General features: G+C 52.1%; 19 protein-coding genes. 11 read left to right on the forward strand and 8 right to left on the reverse strand.

Going from position 1 to position 21,666, the window contains the following annotated elements; genetic code table 11:
• The first annotated feature begins 32 nt into the window (after positions 1-32).
• From H4F65_RS18615 to H4F65_RS18625, 3 genes are all read left to right on the forward strand, one after another.
• Positions 33-227 (forward strand): hypothetical protein, encoded by a 195-nt coding sequence (locus H4F65_RS18615; protein ID WP_158527647.1) that lies wholly within the window; start codon positions 33-35, stop codon positions 225-227.
• A complete protein-coding gene (ssb1, locus tag H4F65_RS18620; RefSeq protein ID WP_010279283.1) occupies positions 208-750 on the forward strand; it encodes a single-stranded DNA-binding protein SSB1 in 543 nt (180 codons plus the stop codon). Before H4F65_RS18615 ends, ssb1 begins: the two co-directional genes overlap by 20 nt.
• A gap of 126 nt (positions 751-876) precedes the next feature.
• Positions 877-1,872 (forward strand): LacI family DNA-binding transcriptional regulator, encoded by a 996-nt coding sequence (locus H4F65_RS18625; RefSeq protein WP_010279285.1) that lies wholly within the window; start codon positions 877-879, stop codon positions 1,870-1,872.
• Positions 1,873-2,050: 178 nt separating this feature from the next.
• Here the strand turns inward: H4F65_RS18625 and H4F65_RS18630 are convergent, their stop codons facing one another.
• Positions 2,051-3,484 carry a glycoside hydrolase family 32 protein gene (locus tag H4F65_RS18630; protein WP_085996928.1) on the reverse strand — a complete coding sequence of 478 codons (1,434 nt, stop codon included), beginning with the start codon at positions 3,482-3,484 and terminating at the stop codon, positions 2,051-2,053.
• Between the two features lies 1 nt (position 3,485).
• Positions 3,486-4,751, reverse strand: a complete 1,266-nt coding sequence (locus tag H4F65_RS18635; protein WP_010279288.1) for an MFS transporter — start codon at positions 4,749-4,751, stop codon at positions 3,486-3,488.
• 335 nt (positions 4,752-5,086) lie between these two features.
• Here H4F65_RS18635 and H4F65_RS18640 point away from each other — a divergent pair, with 335 nt between their 5' ends.
• The 4 genes from H4F65_RS18640 (at position 5,087) to H4F65_RS18655 (ending at position 8,281) form a co-directional block, all read left to right on the forward strand.
• Positions 5,087-5,545, forward strand: coding sequence for a GNAT family N-acetyltransferase (locus tag H4F65_RS18640; RefSeq protein WP_010279291.1), 459 nt, complete (start codon positions 5,087-5,089; stop codon positions 5,543-5,545).
• Positions 5,546-5,606: 61 nt separating this feature from the next.
• Positions 5,607-6,020: a hypothetical protein gene (locus H4F65_RS18645; RefSeq protein WP_010279295.1), complete on the forward strand. Its 414-nt coding sequence runs from the start codon at positions 5,607-5,609 to the stop codon at positions 6,018-6,020.
• Positions 6,021-6,240: 220 nt separating this feature from the next.
• Entirely contained in the window at positions 6,241-7,665 is a 1,425-nt protein-coding gene (locus tag H4F65_RS18650; RefSeq protein WP_010279298.1) for an SIR2 family protein, read from the forward strand.
• A gap of 13 nt (positions 7,666-7,678) precedes the next feature.
• Complete coding sequence (locus tag H4F65_RS18655; protein WP_010279302.1) at positions 7,679-8,281, forward strand: TIR domain-containing protein; 603 nt, start codon at positions 7,679-7,681, stop codon at positions 8,279-8,281.
• Positions 8,282-8,742: 461 nt separating this feature from the next.
• Here H4F65_RS18655 and H4F65_RS18660 read toward each other — a convergent pair whose 3' ends face one another.
• The 6 genes from H4F65_RS18660 to H4F65_RS18685 are packed head-to-tail and all read right to left on the reverse strand — an operon-like array spanning position 8,743 to position 16,527.
• Positions 8,743-9,780 carry a LacI family DNA-binding transcriptional regulator gene (locus tag H4F65_RS18660; RefSeq protein WP_010279307.1) on the reverse strand — a complete coding sequence of 346 codons (1,038 nt, stop codon included), beginning with the start codon at positions 9,778-9,780 and terminating at the stop codon, positions 8,743-8,745.
• Positions 9,780-10,832 (reverse strand): carbohydrate ABC transporter permease, encoded by a 1,053-nt coding sequence (locus tag H4F65_RS18665; protein WP_014916590.1) that lies wholly within the window; start codon positions 10,830-10,832, stop codon positions 9,780-9,782. Before H4F65_RS18665 ends, H4F65_RS18660 begins: the two co-directional genes overlap by 1 nt.
• Before the next feature lie 8 nt (positions 10,833-10,840).
• Complete coding sequence (locus tag H4F65_RS18670) at positions 10,841-11,839, reverse strand: carbohydrate ABC transporter permease (RefSeq protein WP_010279314.1); 999 nt, start codon at positions 11,837-11,839, stop codon at positions 10,841-10,843.
• 23 nt (positions 11,840-11,862) lie between these two features.
• On the reverse strand, positions 11,863-12,954 hold the full coding sequence (locus H4F65_RS18675) for an ABC transporter ATP-binding protein (RefSeq protein WP_010279317.1): 1,092 nt from the start codon (positions 12,952-12,954) through the stop codon (positions 11,863-11,865).
• A 2-nt stretch (positions 12,955-12,956) separates the two neighbouring features.
• Positions 12,957-14,063 (reverse strand): beta-galactosidase BglB, encoded by a 1,107-nt coding sequence (bglB, locus tag H4F65_RS18680; RefSeq protein ID WP_010279320.1) that lies wholly within the window; start codon positions 14,061-14,063, stop codon positions 12,957-12,959.
• A 1-nt stretch (position 14,064) separates the two neighbouring features.
• Positions 14,065-16,527, reverse strand: coding sequence for a hypothetical protein (locus H4F65_RS18685; protein WP_039319051.1), 2,463 nt, complete (start codon positions 16,525-16,527; stop codon positions 14,065-14,067).
• 453 nt (positions 16,528-16,980) lie between these two features.
• On the opposite strand from H4F65_RS18685, the gene H4F65_RS18690 reads away from it, so the two are divergent.
• From H4F65_RS18690 to H4F65_RS18705, 4 genes are read left to right on the forward strand one after another with little or no spacing between them, the layout of a single operon-like run.
• Positions 16,981-18,288, forward strand: a complete 1,308-nt coding sequence (locus tag H4F65_RS18690; RefSeq protein ID WP_010286561.1) for an ABC transporter substrate-binding protein — start codon at positions 16,981-16,983, stop codon at positions 18,286-18,288.
• Complete coding sequence (locus tag H4F65_RS18695) at positions 18,285-18,836, forward strand: glucosamine kinase (RefSeq protein ID WP_010286564.1); 552 nt, start codon at positions 18,285-18,287, stop codon at positions 18,834-18,836. The genes H4F65_RS18690 and H4F65_RS18695 overlap by 4 nt, the downstream gene beginning before the upstream one ends.
• Entirely contained in the window at positions 18,833-19,738 is a 906-nt protein-coding gene (locus tag H4F65_RS18700; protein ID WP_010286567.1) for a glucosamine kinase nucleotide-binding domain-containing protein, read from the forward strand. Before H4F65_RS18695 ends, H4F65_RS18700 begins: the two co-directional genes overlap by 4 nt.
• 25 nt (positions 19,739-19,763) lie before the next feature.
• Complete coding sequence (locus tag H4F65_RS18705) at positions 19,764-21,587, forward strand: metallophosphoesterase family protein (RefSeq protein ID WP_010286569.1); 1,824 nt, start codon at positions 19,764-19,766, stop codon at positions 21,585-21,587.
• The last annotated feature ends 79 nt before the right edge of the window (positions 21,588-21,666 follow it).

The following is a 21,666-nucleotide window of genomic DNA, read 5'->3' on the forward strand; positions in this document are numbered from 1 at the left end:
GAAGGGAGAGAACCGGTACGAAACGAGCAATTATGGCACAAAAAAAACTGAATGGATATCCAGTATTAAACCCGCTTACTTTGCAAACGCTGCAAATCTTACTTTCATTTCTGAAGCCATTTCGCAGGTATGACAGAGAGTTTTCCCATGGTAAGATTGATCGTTTAGACTTAGAAAATAAATCTACCGATTCATCAGGAGACGAGCATGGCCAGCAGAGGCGTTAATAAAGTGATTCTTGTCGGAAATCTGGGTCAAGACCCGGAAGTCCGCTATATGCCGAATGGTGGTGCAGTTGCCAACATCACGCTGGCTACGTCGGAAAGCTGGCGTGACAAGCAAACCGGTGAGCAGAAAGAGAAGACCGAATGGCACCGTGTCGTGCTGTTCGGCAAACTGGCAGAAGTCGCAGGCGAATACCTGCGCAAAGGCTCTCAGGTTTACATCGAAGGCGCACTGCAAACCCGTAAATGGGCCGATCAGTCTGGCGTAGAGCGCTACACCACCGAAGTCGTTGTTAACGTCGGCGGCACCATGCAGATGCTGGGTGGACGCCAGGGCGGCGGCGCACCAGCAGGCGGTAACGCAGGTGGCGGTCAGCAACAGGGCGGTTGGGGTCAACCTCAGCAGCCGCAGGGCGGCAACCAGTTCAGCGGCGGCGCGCAATCTCAACAGCGCCCTGCACAGAACAGCGCTCCAGCACAAAGCAACGAACCGCCAATGGATTTCGACGACGACATTCCGTTCTGATTTCGAAAGTATCCTTGTCACATTGATGGTTACCACATTCTTTTGTGGTAACCATTAGCTCTTGAAACATTGATTCATCACCCTTTTATGATAAAGGGTCATCATCTTCATCATAATGGAAAAAGTATGGTTTCCCTGAAGGATGTGGCGCAGTTAGCGGGTGTGTCAATGATGACGGTGTCACGCGTCCTCAACCATCCCGATACCGTTCGCCCTGAAACCAGAAAGCGCGTCATGCAGGCGGTGCAGACGCTTAACTACATCCCCGACCATTCCGCACGAAAAATACGTACCCAGCGTAACAACGCCTCCACGATTGCGATTCTGGCAAGAGATACCGCAACGACGCCCTTCTCCGTCGAAATTTTATTAGCAATAGAACAAACGGCGCGGGAAAAAGGCTGGAATAGTTTTCTCATTAATATCTTTTCAGAGCAAGACAGCGAACGTGCGGTACGACAGCTGTTAGCACAGCGCCCAGACGGAATTATTTATACCACTATGGGGCTTCGCCATGTCACGCTGCCAGATGTACTGAAAGGGGAAAATGTTATTTTAGCGAACTGCCAGTCAGACGATAAGTCGCTTCCTGCCTACATCCCCAACAATTTTGACGCACAGTATCAGGCAACACGCTATCTGATTGATCGTGGCTACCAAAAACCCCTGTGCTTTTGGCTACCTGACGCAGAAGCGGCAAGCCGCGACCGCCGCAACGGGTTTGAGCATGCCTGGCAAACGGCCGGACGTTCATTATCAGACACCTCGCAGCATCATATGATGTTGGGAGATGAACACTACACGGACCTGGCAGAGTTACTGGCCATCAAATTAAAAGATAATCATCCTGACTTTGATGTCCTCATCTGCGGTAACGATAGGATCGCCTTTATCGCTTATCAGGTCTTGCTTGCACACGGCATTGCTATCCCCGAACAGGTTGCAGTATTAGGGTTTGATAATCAGGTAGGCATGGGCAATTTATTCCTCCCTCCCCTTTCTACCATACAATTACCTCACGATGAGATTGGCCGGCAGGCAACGCTTCACATTATTGAAAACCGCGAAAACGGCGGTTGTCAGCAACTCCCTTGTCCGCTCCTGATCCGTTCATCGACATAATACGGCTGCTGTAAGATTCGCTTTTACGTTTGACGAAGACTCAGCAACAGTGAGACTACCGAGTCTTCGTGTATCAATGCACCAATCTTTTGATTATGCGGCGGTTTCAGTACGCAATGATTTAGTACGTAATGAATAGCGCATCACAGTAAACGATTGATTGCGATGCAAACAGGCGCTATTCAAGACGCCAAAGCGAACCGCCAAGCATGACCGCCTCTCCCTGACTGGAATAAAGCGTCAATGCACGCTGCTCCGGCTGCGGATAAATTCGACTCGTCATACAGGCTTCTCCATCGTTCACAAATACTTCCACCGAAGAACGATCGATAAACATCCGAATTTTTATCTGTTCAGACGGTGGTAACGCGATACTCCGATAGCCGTCTATTCCTTCATGTAGATAGCGACGCCATAACACCAGCCGCTTAGCCTGATTATCCACATACAGTTGCAGCCCCTCTCCCAACCTGACGCCATACTGCTCTGCCTGACTGCGTGCCATATCCCAACAGATTTCCAGTTCAACCGCATCTGCACAAGGCGTGATAAGAAAGGGATCCGTCATGGTCGCGGGCTCAATAAGCTGCGGTTGCTGGCGCAGGCTTTCCAGTTCACGAACCGGCCGCTGATATAGCTTTCCATGACATTCAATGAGTTCACGCGGCAAGGTAAACGATCCGGCCCACCCTTCCTGTTTGGACGGCATAGGCGACTCCCACATGTCCATCCACCCTAAAATGACGCGTCTGCCGTCTGCCGTTAAAAACGACTGTGGCGCATAAAAATCGTGCCCATGATCCAGCTCTTCGAAAACTCCCGTCCGTTTAAACACCGTTTCCGGCTGCCAGTCCCCCTGCAATACAGCGCTTTGAAAGCGATTGCGATAGGCATAGCCTTCTGCTTTCATCCCCTGAGGAGAAAACATGAGGTAGCGATGTTCACCTAATGGAAAAAAGTCCGGGCACTCCCACATATACCCTTCTTGCGCATCGGCATGGGCCAGTACCTGTTCAAAACACCATTCCGATAATGACGAGCCGCGATACAGTAATACCTGCCCCGTATCGTTCTTGTCCCGCGCACCGACCACCATCCACCAAGAGCCATCCTCACGCCAGACCTTCGGATCGCGAAAATGCATGATGCCTTCTGGCGGTGTCAGGATGACGCCTCGTTTTTCAAAATGAATGCCATCATGGCTGATTGCCAGACACTGCACTTCACGGATGGCACTATCGTCCCCTTCTCCTGATAACCAGACATGTCCGGTGTAAATCAGCGATAGCACGCCATCATCATCTACCGCACTGCCGGAGAAGCAGCCATCAAGGTCATATTCATCCCCTGGAGCCAAGGCGATAGCCTCATGCTGCCAGCGCACCATATCCGGGCTTGTCGCGTGTCCCCAATGCATCGGTCCCCAATGTTCACTCATGGGATGATGTTGATAGAAAGCATGGTAGACACCATTGAAATAGATCAGACCATTGGGGTCGTTCATCCAGCCCGCTGGCGGCGCTAAATGGTAATGTGGATAAAACGTATTGCCGCGCTGCGTCAACAACGCGTCCCGTGCAGATTCTGCCTGTATTAAACGTGATTTCATCATTTCACCGTGGTGCTGTATTCATATTTTCAGAAGCGGATTCATCATCCTCCGCGCGAAGCAATACGCCAGACACCAGAGTCAGAATGAGTACAGCGACCGCCAGTATCATATAGGTGTCAGCAAAGCCCAGTGCGTCATAGCCATACCCCACAATCGGGGAAAGGATCGCGGCACAAAATGAGGTAACAAACTGGAATCCGACCAGATAGAGCGTGGCCGACAGACGTTTGTCGAATTGCGAGGTAATGTATTTGAACATGGCGATGAGCAGGATCGGCAGTTCAACGGCATGGAGTAATTTTAACAACGAGATGGCAAGTGTCCCTTCCGCCAGCCCCGATCCGAATATCCTAAACGTCATGATAAGGCCGCTTAATAACAAGCCGCGTTTGGCACCGATACGGTTAACCAGAAACGGGGCTAAAAACATACCGCCGGCTTCTAAAAACACCTGAAACGAATTGAGGAATCCGAACATTTCGTTGCCGCGCGCAGGGTCGCTAAACAGTGAGGCGAAATAGACGGGAAACTGTTGATCGTAAACGTTATAGACGCTCACACCACAGACAAACACCACCAGAGACCAAAAGCGCGGCAAGCGCAGCAGCCCGATGGCATCTGCGATAGTTAGCGCGTTACTCTTACCGTATTCCAGCTCTCCCATCGCATGCGGCTTAATATCATTAAGACGCCATAACAACAGCAAGAACACACTGGCTGATACACAGGCCATCCAGAAATTCAGGTTAGGATCGATGTTAAATAACATTCCTGCGAAGAACGTCGCCCCCGCCCACCCAAGCGATCCCCACATACGGGCTTTTCCGTACTCAAATCCCGTAATGCGGCTGACACGCTCGGTATAGGATTCCAGAACCCCAATCCCTGCGAAAAATGTGGCACCGACATAAACGCCGACGCTGAATGCACCGAGGTACATATTCCAGCGTAGCAGCGGTGTTCCGACAAAAATAAACCAGGGCCCGCTCAACAGCAGCAGTACGCCAATGCACCACAACAGATTTTTGCGTAGCCCCAGCTTATCCTGAATAAAACCATAAATCGGCTGAGCGAAAAACGCGGTAAGGCTGATGATTGAAAAAATGATCCCCGTATCCGCTCCCCGCAGGCCAACCTTCTGGTTAAGCCACAACGAGATCAGTGAAAAGGCTGAAGACCATGTCCAGAAGAAGGCGAATAGCAACCCACTTAATTTTAAGTAATTTTGTCTGGCAGAGTGTGCCGGTGTATGCGCGTATTTATTCATGTTGGTTTATTCCGCAAGAAGTTCACCGCCATTGTTAACGTTAACAATTCATCATTTAAATCATTCTTGTGACGATATGGGATGATAATCACAAATGTTAACGTTAACTTAAAGGTTTTGTGACCTAACCGTCAATTTTTACTCATGTCAACGCACGGGAACCGGAACAAAAATACAGCTTCTTCTTTTTAGTCTCAGCCAACCAGGAGAGTGAAAAAATTGGTCTGCTACTCTCTCAATAAGTGGAGGGGAACATCCATCTATTTGATTGCTATTTTATTCCGGTAAATATCAGCCTGATTGCCAGCACTTATCCACGAAAATATGAGAGTAAGATGATGAATAGAGACCAGGAAATTATTGTTAATTCCGTTGAGCCAGACGATTACGAACAGTGGCTGCCCTATTGGAGGAGTTATCAGGAATTCTATAAGGTGCAGCTTTCCGATGAGGTCACGGAAGTCACCTGGAATCGTTTTTTTAAAGCCGAGATTCCCGTGCACTGCGCCGTAGCACGGGAAGGGGTGCATATTATTGGTTTCGCACACTTTGTTTTTCACGATTCCACCTGGGGCGTAAACTCTTATTGTTACTTAGAGGATCTGTTTGTTACTCCGACCGCTCGCGGTAAAAACGTTGGCAAAAAACTGATTGAATACGTGAGAGAACGGGCACAGGAAAAAAGCTGCGATCGGCTGTATTGGCATACTCAGGAAACCAATAAAACAGCCCAGCGTCTTTATGATTGGGTCGCGGAAAAACCGGGCGTTATTGAATATAGAATGCCGCTTTAACTATAAAAAGATAAGCAGTAGAGTGATGCGGCGAAAACGCCGTATATAAATGGATTTTAAAATGAACTACCAGTCTGCTTCTCTTCTTATCTACACCGTCAGGATCTTTTTTGCAGTTTGCCTCTGTGGCGCGCTGGCGCTTGTCGGCATCAGCGCCCCAATTTTCTATCTTCTTGCGATGGGGCTGGCTTATCCCGTCATCGTCTCTATACGATTGCACAGCCTGAGTGAAAAAGGCATTGCCCTTTTACCAAAGGAAAAAAGCGAATGGATGGTCTATGTGCACGGCATTCCCGTGCGCGAAACCAGAACGTCATTAACCAACCTGTATTTTTTTAGTGCCGAAAGCGCGCAGACGTTTTTCCTGCGCGCCTATACTGGGAAGTTGCTGATTCAGATTTGCGCGGTCGTCTTATTAGTACGGCAGACGATGGCGGTCAGTTGGCCGTGGTTTTACCTTGGTGCGGTTGCTTAATGAGCAAAACCTATGGATTACAAACCATAAACATAATTAGGTTAAAAATAATCACATAAATAAAGAATATAACCACATAAACCTTTAGTTGATATTTAGGTATTACACATGTATAAAGCATTGATAGCTTTAATTCCCCAATACATTTCCAACCTTAAAAAAATCAAAAAACCTTAATGAGATTTGAGTTAAATATATGTTTAGTCATGAACAAAACACGATGATTGATCGTATAGTTAAAGAATTAGAAGAACATAATTTTGCAATTTTTGCTGGGGCTGGTTTATCTGCTCCTGCTGGGTACTTAAATTGGAAAGAACTTTTGCGCCCACTATCAGTTGAATTAAAATTGAACATTGACAAAGAAACTGATTTAGTTTCTTTAGCCCAATATTATGTTAATGAAAATCATAGCCGGAGCCGGCTAACAGAACGATTAATTGATGAGATTGGCATATCCCAAAAAGTAACAATCAACCATCAGATTTTAGCAAAGTTACCTATATCTACTTATTGGACCACAAATTATGATGATTTAATTGAAAGATCATTAGAAGATGAGGGTAAACTTCCCGATAAAAAATTTACAAAAAACCACTTATCTCAAACAAAAAAAGGTCGCTCAGCAATCGTTTATAAGATGCACGGTGATGCTAGCTTACCGGAACAAGCAATTATAACTAAAGATCAATATGAATCTTACTCTTTGCATTTCGCACCGTTTGTAACAGCATTATCTGGCGATTTGGTTTCGAAGACATTCCTATTCCTAGGATTTAGCTTCACCGACCCTAACTTAGATTATATTTTAAGCAGAATTAGAATCCATTTTGAGACAAACCAAAGACAGCATTTTTGCATTTTTAGAGAAGTGAACAGAGATGATTATCATAATGATGATGAATTTTCATACAACCAACTAAAACAACAATTTGTTATTAAAGATCTCGCTCGATTTAGTATAAAAGTAATATTAATAAGTGCATGGACAGATTTAACATCTATACTGAAAGAAATAACGAAGAGATTTAGGTGTAAAAATGTATTTTTATCTGGGAGCGCACATGAATTTGGTAATTGGGAACAAAATGCAACAGAGATTTTTTTATCAAAACTCGGCGAAATTCTAATACAGGAGGGATTTAAAATAACATCAGGTTTGGGTTTAGGTATCGGTAATGCTTTTATTAGTGGTGCTATTAAAGAAATCTATGATAAAAAACATGCTAAAATTGACGACTACTTAACCATGAAGGTCTTTCCTCAATTTGTTGAGGATAAAAACACGAGAAAAAGAATTTGGAGTTTATGGCGAAAGGATTTATTAATTCAAGCTGGAATTGCAATATTTTTCATGGGAAATAAATCAACAAAAGATATTAATTCTGAAAAATCAAACATTACTCTAGCAGATGGAATGGAAGAGGAATTTCAAATAGCTAAGAACTTTGGATTAAAAATAATTCCAATTGGTGCTAGCGGTTATAAAGCAAAAGAATTATTTGACCGAGTCATGGCCGACTTCAATACTTATTATCCAAATGCGACACCTGAATTTCATGATGCATTTACTAAATTAGATGAATCTGTTGACGAGCCAATAAAATTACTATCTAAAATTCACAATATCATTAAATTAATTTAATGAGGAGATAAATATGTCAAAAAAAGTATTTTTTAGCTTTCATTATCAGGACGTTATAGATTTCAGAGCAAATATTGTAAGAAATCACTGGGTTCTTAAAGAGGAAAAAGATGATGCAGGATTTTTTGATAAATCCATATGGGAAGAAGCTAAAAAAACAAGCCCTATAGCTTTGAAAAAATTAATTAACAAAGCACTAGTTGGCACATCTGTTACGTGCGTATTGATAGGAACCAATACTTATCAGCGCCCTTGGGTTAGATATGAAATATTCAGAAGCATATATAAAGGAAATGACTGTTTAGGTGTAAACATAAACACTATAACTGGAAAAAATGGTCAAAAAAAACCTGTAGGTCAAAATCCATTTAGCTATACAGGAGTATATTTTAACGATGATGGTTCAAAATATTCATTTGCTACTAGAGAATTAATTAGTGACAATTGGTCCTACTGGGAAGAAATTGAATCAAAAAGAGAACATGACAATGATTATTTTGATAAAGAATATGCAAAAATCAATGCAGGGAAATTTATTCCACTAATAGAATTTTTCTCAACATATGATTGGGTTAAAGATGATGGATACAATAAATTTAGTGAATGGATAGGCTAAACACTCTGCTCATTTACTTTCCAATCAATAGAGGGCTCAAGTGTTTATCAACTTAGGCCCTAATATAGAAAAAATTATTTTATACAAAACACTGTTATATTTAACTACTAAAAATCACTTTTACAAACAGTAGAAATCACCATACTAATTTAGTTAGTATTTAGCATAGAGAAAAATCGATACTACAGTCAATTACTAACAATATTTCCAGAAAAATTATAACCAGAAGGCTATAAAATTAGTATTTTCCATAGTGCGACTAGCAGCCCGAACTCTTTTTTTGATATAAAAAATTATTAATAAATATTATAATTTCAAATTAGTTTTAGAAAAATAAAATATCTGTTCATCGAGAAGCTCGTCTCTCCCAGCCAAAGCGAATGGTACGGTGGGTATATCAAGTCTCGAGACTACCGCGTCACAGTGCTTGAGCGGCTGCTGTCACTGAAATAACACCCCGCCTACTCCACCCGCCGTACCGATTCTCTGACCACCACCTGTCCGGCTAGCTCGGTGCGCTGGGCAATACCCAGCGCCTGTGCAGGCGTCATTTGCTGTGCCAGAAGCTGCAGCGCCGCGCGGGCGATGGTCTCAAACGGCAGATGCACCGTGGTGAGCGAAACCGGCAGCATATCGAACGGCAGGATGTCGTCCATCCCCATCACCGACATGTCCTCCGGCACCCGCAGCCCATGCTGATAGAGTGCGTCGATCACGCCGATAGCCTGATTATCCGCGGCACAGAAGATCGCAGTGACGCCCAGCCTGTCGGGGTTAGCCGTCAGCCAGCGCAGTAGCGCGTCACGCGCGGTACGCGGATGGAAATCCGGCAGCGAGAGGATCAGATCCTCATCCAACGCAATGCCCGCCTGCATGAGCGCATCCCGATAGCCGCGCTCGCGCTGTTTGATCGTCATGCGCGACGTCCAGGTCAGGTGCAGGATCCGCGTATGCCCTTGTTCGATCAGGTAACGCACGCCCGCAGCCGCCGCGTAGTGGTTGGCGGGCGTCACGCTGCTCAGGCGCATTGAGGGATCTTCACCGTTGATCAGCACCGCCGGAATGCCGCTTTCCGCGACGGCGTTCAGCAGCGTCGGGTGATCGTCATTCACAATCAGAATGCCGCTCTCTTTTCCGCCCTGAAGTTCACGCAATAACTGCTGTTCGTTAATGGTGTCGTGCTCCCCCAGAAACGGACGCAGTTGGATATTGCGTTGCAGACAGAGCGTTTTCAGGGCGTTAATCAGCGTCAGCGACACCAGATTGTACTCGCTCTCCAGCATCAGGTTGCGCGGCGTCGCCAGCAAAATGTGGCGCAGCGGCTCGGTCTGCGCGACGGTCGCTTTGGCCACTTTATGCAGCGGATACCCTTGCTCGGTGGCAATCGCCATGATGTGCTGTCTGACTTTGGCGCTGATCGGTGCCGTCCCGTTCAGCGCGCGGGAAACCGTGCTGATGGAAACCCCCGCGCGGTCGGCAATATCCTTGAGTGTCGCCATTATTTCATCCCCGTGTTGGCAATCCCCGTCGTGATGTATTTTTGCAGGAAGACGAACACCGCCGTCACCGGCAGAAGCGAGAGCATCGTCATCGCCAGTATATAGTGCCACTGCACCGAGAACTGCCCCTGAAACGCATTCAAACCGATTTGCAGCGTAAAATTATCCTGACTTGAGAGGACGATCAGCGGCCAGAGGAAGTCATTCCAGCGCCAGATCACCGAGAAGATCGCCAGCACCGCCAGCGCGGGCGCGGTTAACGGCAGGATGATCTTCCAGTAAATACGGAATTCACTGGCGGCATCGATGCGCGCCGCCTCGATCAGCTCATCGGGGATCGTCAACATATATTGCCGTAGCAGGAATACGCCGGTCGGCGTCGCCACCGTGGGAATAATCACGCCCCACAGGTTATCGCCCATATTCAGGCCAATCACCACCAGGAACGTCGGCACCATCACCACCGACAGCGGAATCATCATGGTGGAGAGAAACAGCGTCAGCACCGTACCGCGCCCGCGAAACTCGTATTTCGACAGCGCAAACGCCGCCATCGAACTGAGCAACAGGGTCAGCAGCGTCGCCATCACAGTCACGAACACGGTGTTCTTCAGGTAGGTGGCAAAGTGGAACTTCGTTATCGGCGTCGTGTAGTTCTCCGTCTCCAGATGCAAGGCCTTCATCGGCACCAGATCTTTCGTCGACACACGCACCACCTCGCTCGGCGCATCCGGGTTCACCAACTGTGCAATCAGGCCGATGCGTCTAACCAATGCCATAGTTTTCGCTTCGCCGTCTTCCTGCTTAACCTGCCACAGCTCCAGCGGTTTCGGGTACTCCGGTAACGTGATGGTATCCGCCGCCTGTGGCAGAAAACTGGGCGGAAAACGGTTAATCTCCGCGGGCGTTTTGAACGACGACATCGCCGCCCACATCACCGGAATCATCACCAGCAGCGTACCCACCACCAGCCAAACCCAGCTCATGATATCCGTGATGTGAATGCGCCCCGGATGACGGGTACGGGTGAGAAATGCGATTATTTTCATCATGGCTCCCGTTATTTTTTCCCTTCCAGCCGACGCGTCAGCAGGAACTGTAACGCCGTCAGGATCATCAACACTACGCCCATCAACACCGAGGCCGCCGAAGCCAGCCCGTAGAGCGATGCGTTTGACGAAAAGGCCGTCTGATAGATGTACTGCACGATAAAGCTGTTGGCCGTACCGGGGCCGCCGCCGTTGGTGAGCACCCAGGCTTCATCGAAGATCTGCACGCTGTTGATGGTCAGCAGAATCACCACCACCAGAATGTTCGGTGCCAGCAGTGGCAGCGTCAGGCGATAGAAACCACGCCAGCGCGAAGTGCCGTCCACCGCCGCCGCCTCGTAGATATCACGCGGGATCGCCTGCAATCCGGCCAGCAGGATCAGGGTATAAAATCCAACGTGAAACCAGACGGAGACAAACACCACCCAGAAGCGCGATAGCGTCGGGTCGAGCAGGAAGGTGATCGGCTGCCCGCCCAGCGACGACAGCACCAGATTCAGCAGGCCGTTGCGGTTAAGGAACCACTGCCAGATCAGGCCAACGACCACCGGCGACAGCAGCACCGGATAGAAGAACATGGCACGGAAAAAGCCACGGGCGATAATCTTACGGTTGAGGATCAGCGCCGTTACCAGCGCCACCAGCAGCGTGCAGAGCACGTTGAAAAAGGTGAACGACACCGTGTTGTAGACGCCGGTCCAAAACAGATCCTGTTCACAGGTCGATGGCTCGGCGTAGTTGCCGCAACTCAACAGCGTGGAAAAGTTATCCACGCCGACGTAAGGGCGTTCCCACAGCAGGATATTGGTGCCGCCGGTAAAGGCGTAACAGACCGCGAGCAGAATCGGAATAAAGACAAAAACGGCGAACAGCAGCATATTCGGCGCGATAAAAAACCACGGCATCACTTTGCGGCCGCCGAGTTTTTGTAGCAGATTCACCGCTTTTTCCACTGGCGTGACCAGCTTATCGATCAGCGATCCTGCGGGCAGTAAGGCAATTTTTTTCATGTCGTCCTCTCCCGTCGCGATAATTAGTGCTCGGTACAACGCGGCAATGTGTCATCCGTTTTGCCGTCGAACAGATGGCAATACGTCGGCGGGAAGCGGACGAACACCGATTCACCTGCGGCGAACTCACGGTGCTGCGCCAGATGGACGATCATCTCATCGTCAATACCGCCCATTCGCCCGTAGATAAAGGTTTCATGCCCCATCATCTCGCAGCGATCGACGCACAGCGCCATGCCCTCGCCGTCCTCCACCAGCTCGCAGTGTGAAGGACGAATGCCGAGCGTGACGTTCTGCCCGACGGTGCCGATAAACGGCAGCACCAGACGATTACCCGACGGACACTGCACCTCAACGCCGTCCGCGCAGGTGGCGACGATCTGCGCCTGAAACATATTCATGCGCGGTGAACCAATGAAGCCGGCGACAAATTTATTTTTCGGCCGATTGAAAAGTTCCAGCGGCGTGCCAACCTGCTCGATGCGACCGGCGTTCAGTACCACAATGCGCTGCGCCATCGTCATCGCTTCCACCTGATCGTGAGTCACGTAAATCATGGTGGTGCGTAGCTTCTGATGCAGGCGGGACAGCTCGCCGCGCGTCTGCACACGCAGCTTGGCATCCAGATTGGAGAGCGGTTCATCAAACAAGAACAGGTCAGGTTCACGCACGATCGCACGACCAATCGCCACGCGCTGCTGCTGCCCACCCGACAGCGCACGCGGTCGGCGATCCAGATAAGGTTCCAGTCCCAGCATACGGGCGGCTTCATCAATACGGCGGGCGATTTCGTCTTTGGGGAAGTGCAAATTCTCCAGCCCGAATGCGAGATTCTTGCGCACCGAAAGGTGCGGGTAGAGCGCGTAAGACTGGAACACCATCGCAATCTTGCGCTCTGCTGGCGTGAGATCGTTCACTTTGCGGTTGTCGATCCACAGTTCGCCGCTGCTAATCTCTTCCAGCCCGGCAATCATGCGCAGCAGCGTGGATTTTCCACAGCCCGACGGCCCCACAAAGACCATGAACTCGCCATCATGAATCGTTAAGTCCACGCCTTTGATGATGTTCACCGCACCATAGCTTTTGTGGACGTTTTTTAGTTCCAGACTCGCCATTGTCAGCCCTCGCAAACAGAATCTAACTGTGCCAATAACATCAGCATGACCAGCGCCTGCCCGTAAGGCACGGCAACATTAGGAATATCGCGATAGAACTGTAAGTCGTGCCCCATCGCCGTGCCGTCCGAGACACCCTGCACCACACCCTGTGCGTCAATCTGCGCCACTACGGCGGCATAGCCTTTTTCCAGTACGTCCTGCGGGAAATCGTGCAGCATGCCCAATCGACGCGCCGTCAGAATCCCGGCGATAAATCCGGCGCTGGCGGACGTCTCCAGCGGCGAATCCGGGTCATCCAGCAGCGTATGCCACAGGCCAGACTCGTGCTGGCAGCGTGCCAGCGTTGTCGTTTGCTGTTCCAGAATCGCTTCCAGCGTGCGCAGAACTGGCGCGGACAGTTGATCCTCCGCCAGCACTCGCATTTCCGGCAGAACCAGCGTGATCCAGGCGTTGCCGCGTCCCCAGAACGCATTCGCATAATGATGGCGACCAACGAACGTCCAGCCGTGATACCACAGCCCGCTGCGCACATCGGCCAGATAGCGCGCATGTGTAACGAGCTGGTATTCCGCTTCTTCGATCAGATCGCGGCGGGAGAGCAATTTCCCTGCCACCACCAGAAACAGACCGGCCATAAACAGCGTGTCATCCCACAATTGCCCGGTGTTCGGACGCTCTTTCACCGTGTGCTGGAAGCCGCCGTCCTCGGTTTTCGGCAGCGAGTGCAGCAGCCAGTCCGCCCAGTCGCTCACCGTTTCACGCCACTGCGCGGGCGCATCCGGTTTGTCCTGACACAGCAACGCCAGCACCAGCATCGGCGCCGTCGAGTTGATCTGACGCGGCGGCAGCCCGGCATCCAGCTTTTGCTGATACCAGTTCGCCAGCGTCGTCAGCATGGTGTCGTCCTGCGTCAGATGCGCCAGCTTCCAGAAACCGTACAGCCCGACGCCGACCTCCCAATCCCATTCCTCAAATTGAATCGTCAGTCCGGCATCCGGCGCATCGTCCTGCGTCACGCTGTCGATCGCTTTCAGGCGGCAAAATGCCCGCGCCACCTGCGCCAGCAGCGCTTCGGTTTGTTGTCGGTTAAGTGAACCTGTCTGCATGTCATGGGTTTCCTGTGTTGAACTGCGGGACGACCGGGACATCGTCGGGGAAAATGAAAGGCTGCTGCGCCACGCTGAATCCTGCCGCGTAGCTAAAGGCCAATTCGCCGTAATCGGGATCGTCGATACGCACGCCGTCGCTGTCCTGTATCAGAGAACGCCCTCGGAAGCGGGCAGCGAATGCGGCGAATCCTTGTGCGCCGTTGCCGCTGTCTACGGCAACGAACCAGACGTTCTGTTCGCCATACGCGCGTAGTTCGCCTTCCGCCTGCTGGCCTGCGGTCGCAAACGGCTGCAATCCGGCGGGATTATGAAACGCGGCATAGCCGTTACCGCCGCGTACGAAGCACCAGACGTCTTCAACGATGACGTCATCCAGCGCGGTTTGTGGCAGATAGAGATGTGTCCAGGGGCGGGCATCCTTTTGCAGGTCGAACACCATCAGCGCGCGATTGCGATGCTGCATCAGGTGCGGCAAACGTCCGTTGCCCGCCCAGTAAGAAGGACGGTGCACGCCGTCAGGGCGATCTTCGCCGGGGTGATTCACCCACAGGCGGGCGGCATAGTGCGTACCCAAACGTACATCCAGCAGATGCTGCTGGTGTCCGGGCTGGCCGGGGTGATGATCGAAGACGGAAGAAAACGCCACGTCGCGCTGCTTCCAGGCAATGATGCGGGCGCTGCGGTTCAGCCCCTGCACCCAGCGCGCTTCTGCACCGTGCGGCAGTGACCAGTGTGCAATTCGATCCGTCGTTTCCGGCGGCTGATAGTCGCTCAGGCACAGCAGCGGCAGCGCGGCACAGTGCGGAATCAGCCAGCCCTCGCCCCACATCAGCGCACACAGGCCGGACAGCTCGGTCAACATGCCGGAGCGCAGTTCTTTATCGTAGGCGCGCCCCATGGTGCCAACTGCAACGCCGTTCTGGTGTACCCACGCCGTCATCAGCATGATACGGTCAATCACCACGCGAGATTTCTCGCGCAGATCGGCGTCCTGCGCCAGTTCATACAGCGCCACCAGTCCAATCAGATCGATGGGGTAATAAGCTGCCGAGTTCCACTCCACCAGCCCGTGCTCCAGAATAGAATCAAACCAGCGCGTCAGGCGCTCGTGAGCAATCGCCTTTTGCTCCAAACCGCGGCGGCCGCTGCATGGGAAGGTGTCATCAGGGAAGTTTTGTCCGGCCAGATACTGCGCGACATGGAAACACAGGCAGTGGTTTTCGCTCCAGAACCACATGGTGTCGTTGCCCGGTTCATCAATCCAGTAGCGGAAACCGAGAATCGCGCTGCGCACGCGCCGCCAGTCCTGCGGCGGCAACTGCTGCCCCTGATAGCGCTGCCACAGCCAAATCAACGGCACCAATTGGAAATCGGCACAGTCTTCACGGCGGCTGATTTTTTGCAGCGCGCTGTTGAGAATCGGTGCGGCGGCATCGCTGCCCTCGCCCGTCGCGACAATCGCCAGCAGCCGTCCGAGGCGCTCAAAGCCGTGCAGCGCGGTATGTCGTAGCACCGCTTCACGTCGCGCGGCCAGCGTCGGTAATGCAGGCATCGTTTGCGATGGCAAGCGCCCGAAACTGAGCGTGCGCGTCAGCGTAATACCATTGCAGGTCGCGGCACAGACCAGATCGTAGTAGCCCACCAGAGCTGCAGGCAGATCCACCTGCCAGCCGAGATTGCCAGCAGGCAGCGTTTGTTTTTGCTGCCATACGGGGACGGATTCGTTGACGTTGCCAATCAGCCGATGCGCCATCGTCACGGATTCCGGCAGCGGCTGCGCGCTATTGAGCACCAGCACAGGCGGTTGGATCAGGTTATTTTCCAGCGTCAGCCCGTTCACCCAGCTATCCAGCGCGGCCAGCTGTGCGCTGAGCGCCGCGTCTTCATCAAGCTGCCAGAAGAGCGTGTCGTTTCCCTGATAGCACAGGCTGAACAGGTAGTCGGTATCACGTTCGCACAGCTCTTCACTATGCACCACCAGCGTGTTCGCCCCTGCTTGCAGCGGCAGCGTGATGTCACAGGTTTGTTCGGTATTGCGGGTAAAGGGCGTAAAGCGGGTAATCGGCTCGCCGTTCAGCCACAGCGTGACGCCGCCGCAGGTGCTGAGCGTAAACGGTGCCGTTTGCACGCTGTCGCTGTGGATCACGCAGCGGGAAAAGCGCTGCACGTGAACCGGACACGGCCAGAAATCGCTGAAATTTACGCTGCGGCTTTCATCGCCGCCGCTCCACATCAGCGGGAAGCGTAAATCGTCCGGCAGCGCCACCTCACGCTTTGCCTCTTCCTGCAAAAAACGCACGCGACAGGGCAGCACGCCGACATCGACAAAACCGTTAATAAAGCGGTAATTCACCTTATCCGGCAGCGTATCCGGCTCGGCGAAATAACGTTTTCCCGTCAACTCGGTGATAAGAAACCGATTAATGACGCCGTTCTTCTTTAATTTCCAACCGATATTCATACTGAATCCTGTTTACGGCGTTGAAAAATAAAATAACGAAAAGGTATGGCGGTACTTATTTGCACTTTCACTGTGCACACCCTGCCAATATTTAGGGCAGCGGGTCATTCTCTGCACCGTGATATCGCAATTAGAATGCAAATTTGCATTAAATTGTCATTTGCATTCATTTATTGACATTTCGCATTAATAAATAAGATTCTCGCGTTTATATATGTGATTAATATCACAAAAATGCTTCATTTAAATCAACATTTAAAATATCTTTAACCTGCTTCACATAAATCAATCAGCGTTCTGTCCATGATTGCATGATGAAAATGACAGATGAATGCAAATTTGCATTAATTAAAAGACAGCCTAAATCGCAGGAATAAAATAAACCCCGTCGCCAACGCCAGGGTATTTACGTCATTAATCAAACATAAGATGTGCTCACCAACGGAGAGGTTTATGATGCGTTCCAACACCGCGTTATTTTTTTCCGCCCTTGCACTGGGGTTATTCAGCAGCAGCGCGTTAGCCGCTAAAACGCAAATAACATTTTTATATAGTGACGACGATCCCGAATTAGTGCATTTCATGGAACAGAAAGTAAAAGCTTTCTCCCAGAGCAATGAGCGCATCGATGTGAATTTTGTCAGCACGGGCTATAACGCGCTGCAAACACAATTACCGATGCAGCTGGCGGCAGGCTTAGGCCCGGATATTGCCAAAACCACGCAAATGGGGCTGCTCGGCTATACGCTGGATTTGCGCCCTTACCTGAAAGATCCGGCCGCCTTTGAGAAACGCTACAGCGCCGGCATCGAAAAAATCATGCGCGTGAAAGGCGTGCATAAAGCGGATGCGCTGCCGGGCTTTGTCGCGTCCTGGACCGCCGATCTGCCGTTCGTTAACGTCACGCTGTTTGAACAGGCGGGCGTGCCTCTGCCGCAGCCGGGCTACACGATTGATGACTTGATGAAAGCCTCGAAGCTGGTCGCAGAAAAAACCGGCGTGCATATCCCCTTCACCATCGACCGAAGCGGTTTCCGCTTCTCCGGCCCAGCCTACTCTTATGGCGCACGTTACGATAAAGACGGGCTGATCAACTTCCCGGACGCCGCGGCGCAGCAGTGGATTAAAGATCTGAAGCGCTGGTCGGACGAAGGCGTGTTCCCGCGTGAAATGTGGGGCGCGGCAGGCGGTGGTCAGTACAAGAGCATGGCGGACGATTTCGTGAACGGCAACATCGTGACCTACTTCTCCGGCAACTGGCTGTTGAACCAGTTCAGTAAGCAGATTGGCGACGGTTTTGACTGGAAAGTGCTGCCTGCGCCGTGCAAAGAGAAATGCATCTCGATGGGCGGAGCGACCTTCATCATGCCGTTCACCACCACCAAACACCCGCAGGAAGTCGCCGAATTTATGGAGTGGCTGGGCAGCGAACCTCTGCAACGTGAGATCGCCGAGCGCTTCAATATCATTGTCGGCGCGGATATCACCGATCTGCACTATCAGACCAAAGATAAGCACGTGATCGACGGCCTGAACACCGCGCGTGAAGAGATCAAAAAGATCCCGTCTTACGTCTTTGATTGGGAACGCATGGAAAGTCTGGGCGCGAACGAACTATACCCGATTATCCTGACGCGCTTTACCCAATATCTGAACGATCAGGTGTCGTTTGATGAGTATCTGCGCCTGACGTCAAACGATGTGAAGCGCCTCAACGAAACGATCGCGACCAATCAACAACAGCGGAAAAACGCACCGTGAAATGGCAGTTGAGGGAGATCGACATCGATGGCGATCGTCCCTTTGATCGCATTAGCGAAAGCACGATATGCGAACAGCGCTGGCCGGGACAACATCGCTATCTGCTGGTCACTGGCGGTTTCACCCGTCTGCTGCACTGGCATGACGGCCTTCTGACCTGCCGCGGCGGCGATAGCTTCCCGATCGGCGACCCGGCCAGCCTGTCGCGGCTAGGGCTGTGGGCGGTACAGGAGATGCTTCAGGCCGTTGAGGGCATCACGCCGCTTACGCCGCTCAGCGAAGCGCTGTTCCTGCACTTCGATAAGCATGTCGATCGCGTGATCGACTGGTCAAAGCAAGCACAGGCCGCTGACTACACCACGCTCGGGCACGTTGTGCTGGCACACCCGCAGGACGCACTGTCGGTGCAGTCGCTGACCCGCTGCGCTGGCGAGTTGACTCTGCTGCTCAACAGCCTGCCGGACTCACAGGCGGAAGCGGTCAGCCTCAGCGGCGATCTGGCGATTGCCTGTCTTCCCTATCTGGATTCTGGAGCGCACGCATCATGACGACATGGCTCTATGCCGGTGTAGATGGCGGCGGTACTGGCTGTCGGGCACGTATTTATCAGGCCGACGGTACGCCGCTCGGTCAGGGACACGGCGGTCGTGCCAATCTGCTGCTCGGTGTGGAAAGCGTGCGCCAGTCGGTGGACGATGCCATCGAGCAGGCGTTGAAGCACAGCGGGCTATCGCCGGATGACGCATCCCGATTGAAAGTCGGACTGGCACTCGCTAGCGCAGAACATCACGCCGCCTACGAGGCGTTTCTGGCGTTGCCACATCCTTACGCGACGCAGGTGCTCAATACCGATGCGCTGGGTGCCTGTCTGGCCGTCAATCAAGGGAAAGACGCAGGCGTGGTCATTGCCGGAACCGGCTCGTGCGGGCTGGCGTGGCAGAACCAGACGATTACCGCCTACGGCGGCCATGAATTCCCGATTTCCGATCAGGGTAGCGGCGCACGGCTTGGGCTGGCGGCGCTGCAACACACCTATAATGTGCGGCAAGGCTGGTGCGCGCCGTCTGCGCTCAGTCAGCGTATCGACGATTTCTTTTCCGCCAGCACTGCGCCCACGAACACGCTCGACGCGCTACAGACATTTAGCCAGCAGGCGAAACCGGGCGACTATGCGCAGTTCGCCCGCCACGTATTTGACTGCGCTCAGCAGGACGATGCCGCGTCTCATGCGCTGCTAGCGCAAACGGCCAGCGAAATCAGCCTGCTATTGGCCGCCGTGGCACGCCACGCAACACCTCGCTTATCGCTCATGGGCAGCATCGGTTTACATATTCGTCCCTGGCTGCCGGACGAGTGGCAATCCCAACTCGCCGCCCCGGTGGGTGATGCGCTCGACGGCGCGCGATTGATTGCCTGTCATGATTATGCGTTATACAGCCATCCGTTATAAAAAATAAATAATGCCGGAGACATCAATGACATCACTCACTCGCAGAACCTTCGTCAAGCTCGGCGCAGGCAGCGCCATTACGCTGGCTGGCGGTTTTTTTCACGCTAACGCCGAATCAGCAGCGCCCGCCAGTCCGCTGCGCATTGCCATTATTTCAGACGTCCACGTCCACAATATCTACGGCAACTACGATTTTGACGGCCTGCCCGATGCGCAGACCGGAAAGAAGCTAACCATTCGCACCCTGAAAGATTCGGTGAATTCGACCCGCATCTTCAATGAACCCTACTTTGCGCTGCTGGCCGCGCTGGACGAACTGGCAAAACAGCAGGTGAAATACGTGGTGCTGTCCGGCGATTATTCCGATGACGGCCAGCAGCCTACCGTTGAAGGGATTGCCGCCATCCTGACGCAGTATGAACAGCGCCACGGGATGCGCTTTTTCGCCACGCCCGGCAACCACGATGTCAATCGCCCGCAGGGGGATGACTCCTGGCAACGGATGCTCAACGCCGACGGCAGCAGCACCATGCTAAGCAGCAAACCCGGCGTTAAGCTTGGCGACGCGCAGTCGCTGATTGTCACCGCCAAGATGCAGGCGCTCGGCTATGAACGCGGCCTGCCGCTGATGAAGCCGTTTGGTTTCTTTAAGCGCGACGACTTCCTGCACTGGGAAACGCCGTTTGGCGACAGCGATGAACTCAGTAAACGCCAGTATCTCGCCCGCTCGCCGGACGGCAGCAAGCAGTGGAATATCGTGGACGCCTCCTATCTGGTAGAACCGGAAGCGGGACTGTGGCTGCTTTCCATTGATGCCAATGTGTATCAGGTCAAAGACGGTCCGGAGAAACGCGAAGGGATTGAAGGCTACTCCACCAGCAGCAACACGGGCTGGAACGCCTTGCTGACCGAGAAACCGTTCATGCTGCCGTGGGTGAAATCGGTGGTACAGCGGGCGAAAGCGCAGAATAAAAAGCTGCTGGTGTTCTCACACTATCCGCTGGTCGATTTCCTCGACGGCACGGTGGAGGACGAAAAACAGCTGTTTGGCAGCAACAGCTTCATTAAACGCACACCGCGGCCGGAGGTTGCCGAGCAGGCGATGGCGGCCGGAATCCGCCTGCACTTCAGCGGTCACCTGCACGTCAACGATACCGGCGTGTATCGCGGTTCACAAGGCACACTGGTGAATGTCGCGGTGCCGTCGCTGGCCGCTTACCCGCCCGCCATGAAGCTGGCGACGCTGCATAGTGACCGAGTCGATATCGATACGCTGGTCCTGCGCAACGTGCCACAGTTCAACCATCTATTCCCGTTCTATCAGAAAGAGTTGGATCGCACCGGCGAGCCGCTGGGCGACATTCTGAAAAGCCGCGATTATTACGACTTCCTGCATCATCATCTGGCGCTGCTGGTACGCCAGCGTTTTCTGATAAAAGACTGGCCGGAAGATTTATCGCCCCTCATCAATACGCTGAACTGCGCCGATCTGCTGTGGATCGCACAGCAGCAGGAACCGATCAGCGCCAAAACGCTGCCCGACGCCGCTGAGCGCAAACCGAATGCGGTCACGGGCACAGATGGGTTACAGGATATTTCACTGCTCACGCTGGTGACCGACTGGTACTGCCTGCGCAACGGCAGCGATCTCGCCTGGCAGGATATCCCGGCTGCGCGGGTGAAACAGTATCGTGCCCTGCTGGCAGCTTACACGCCAACGGCTACGCTACCGCCGGACAGCCTGCAATACCGCTTCGGCCTGATGTTGAAAATCCTCGCGGGTTACATCAACGATGAGCCAGCGACTCGCTTTGTGGTTGATATGCAGGGGAATTTCATCACGGTGTGATGTATTCATGGAATTGGCTTTTAGTCACATTGCTTGTGCACGGTTTCGTGCGCTTCAAACACCGTTCTCTTCATGCTAC

Origin of the sequence: Pectobacterium brasiliense (assembly GCF_016950255.1) — a bacterium.
GTDB lineage: Bacteria > Pseudomonadota > Gammaproteobacteria > Enterobacterales > Enterobacteriaceae > Pectobacterium > Pectobacterium brasiliense.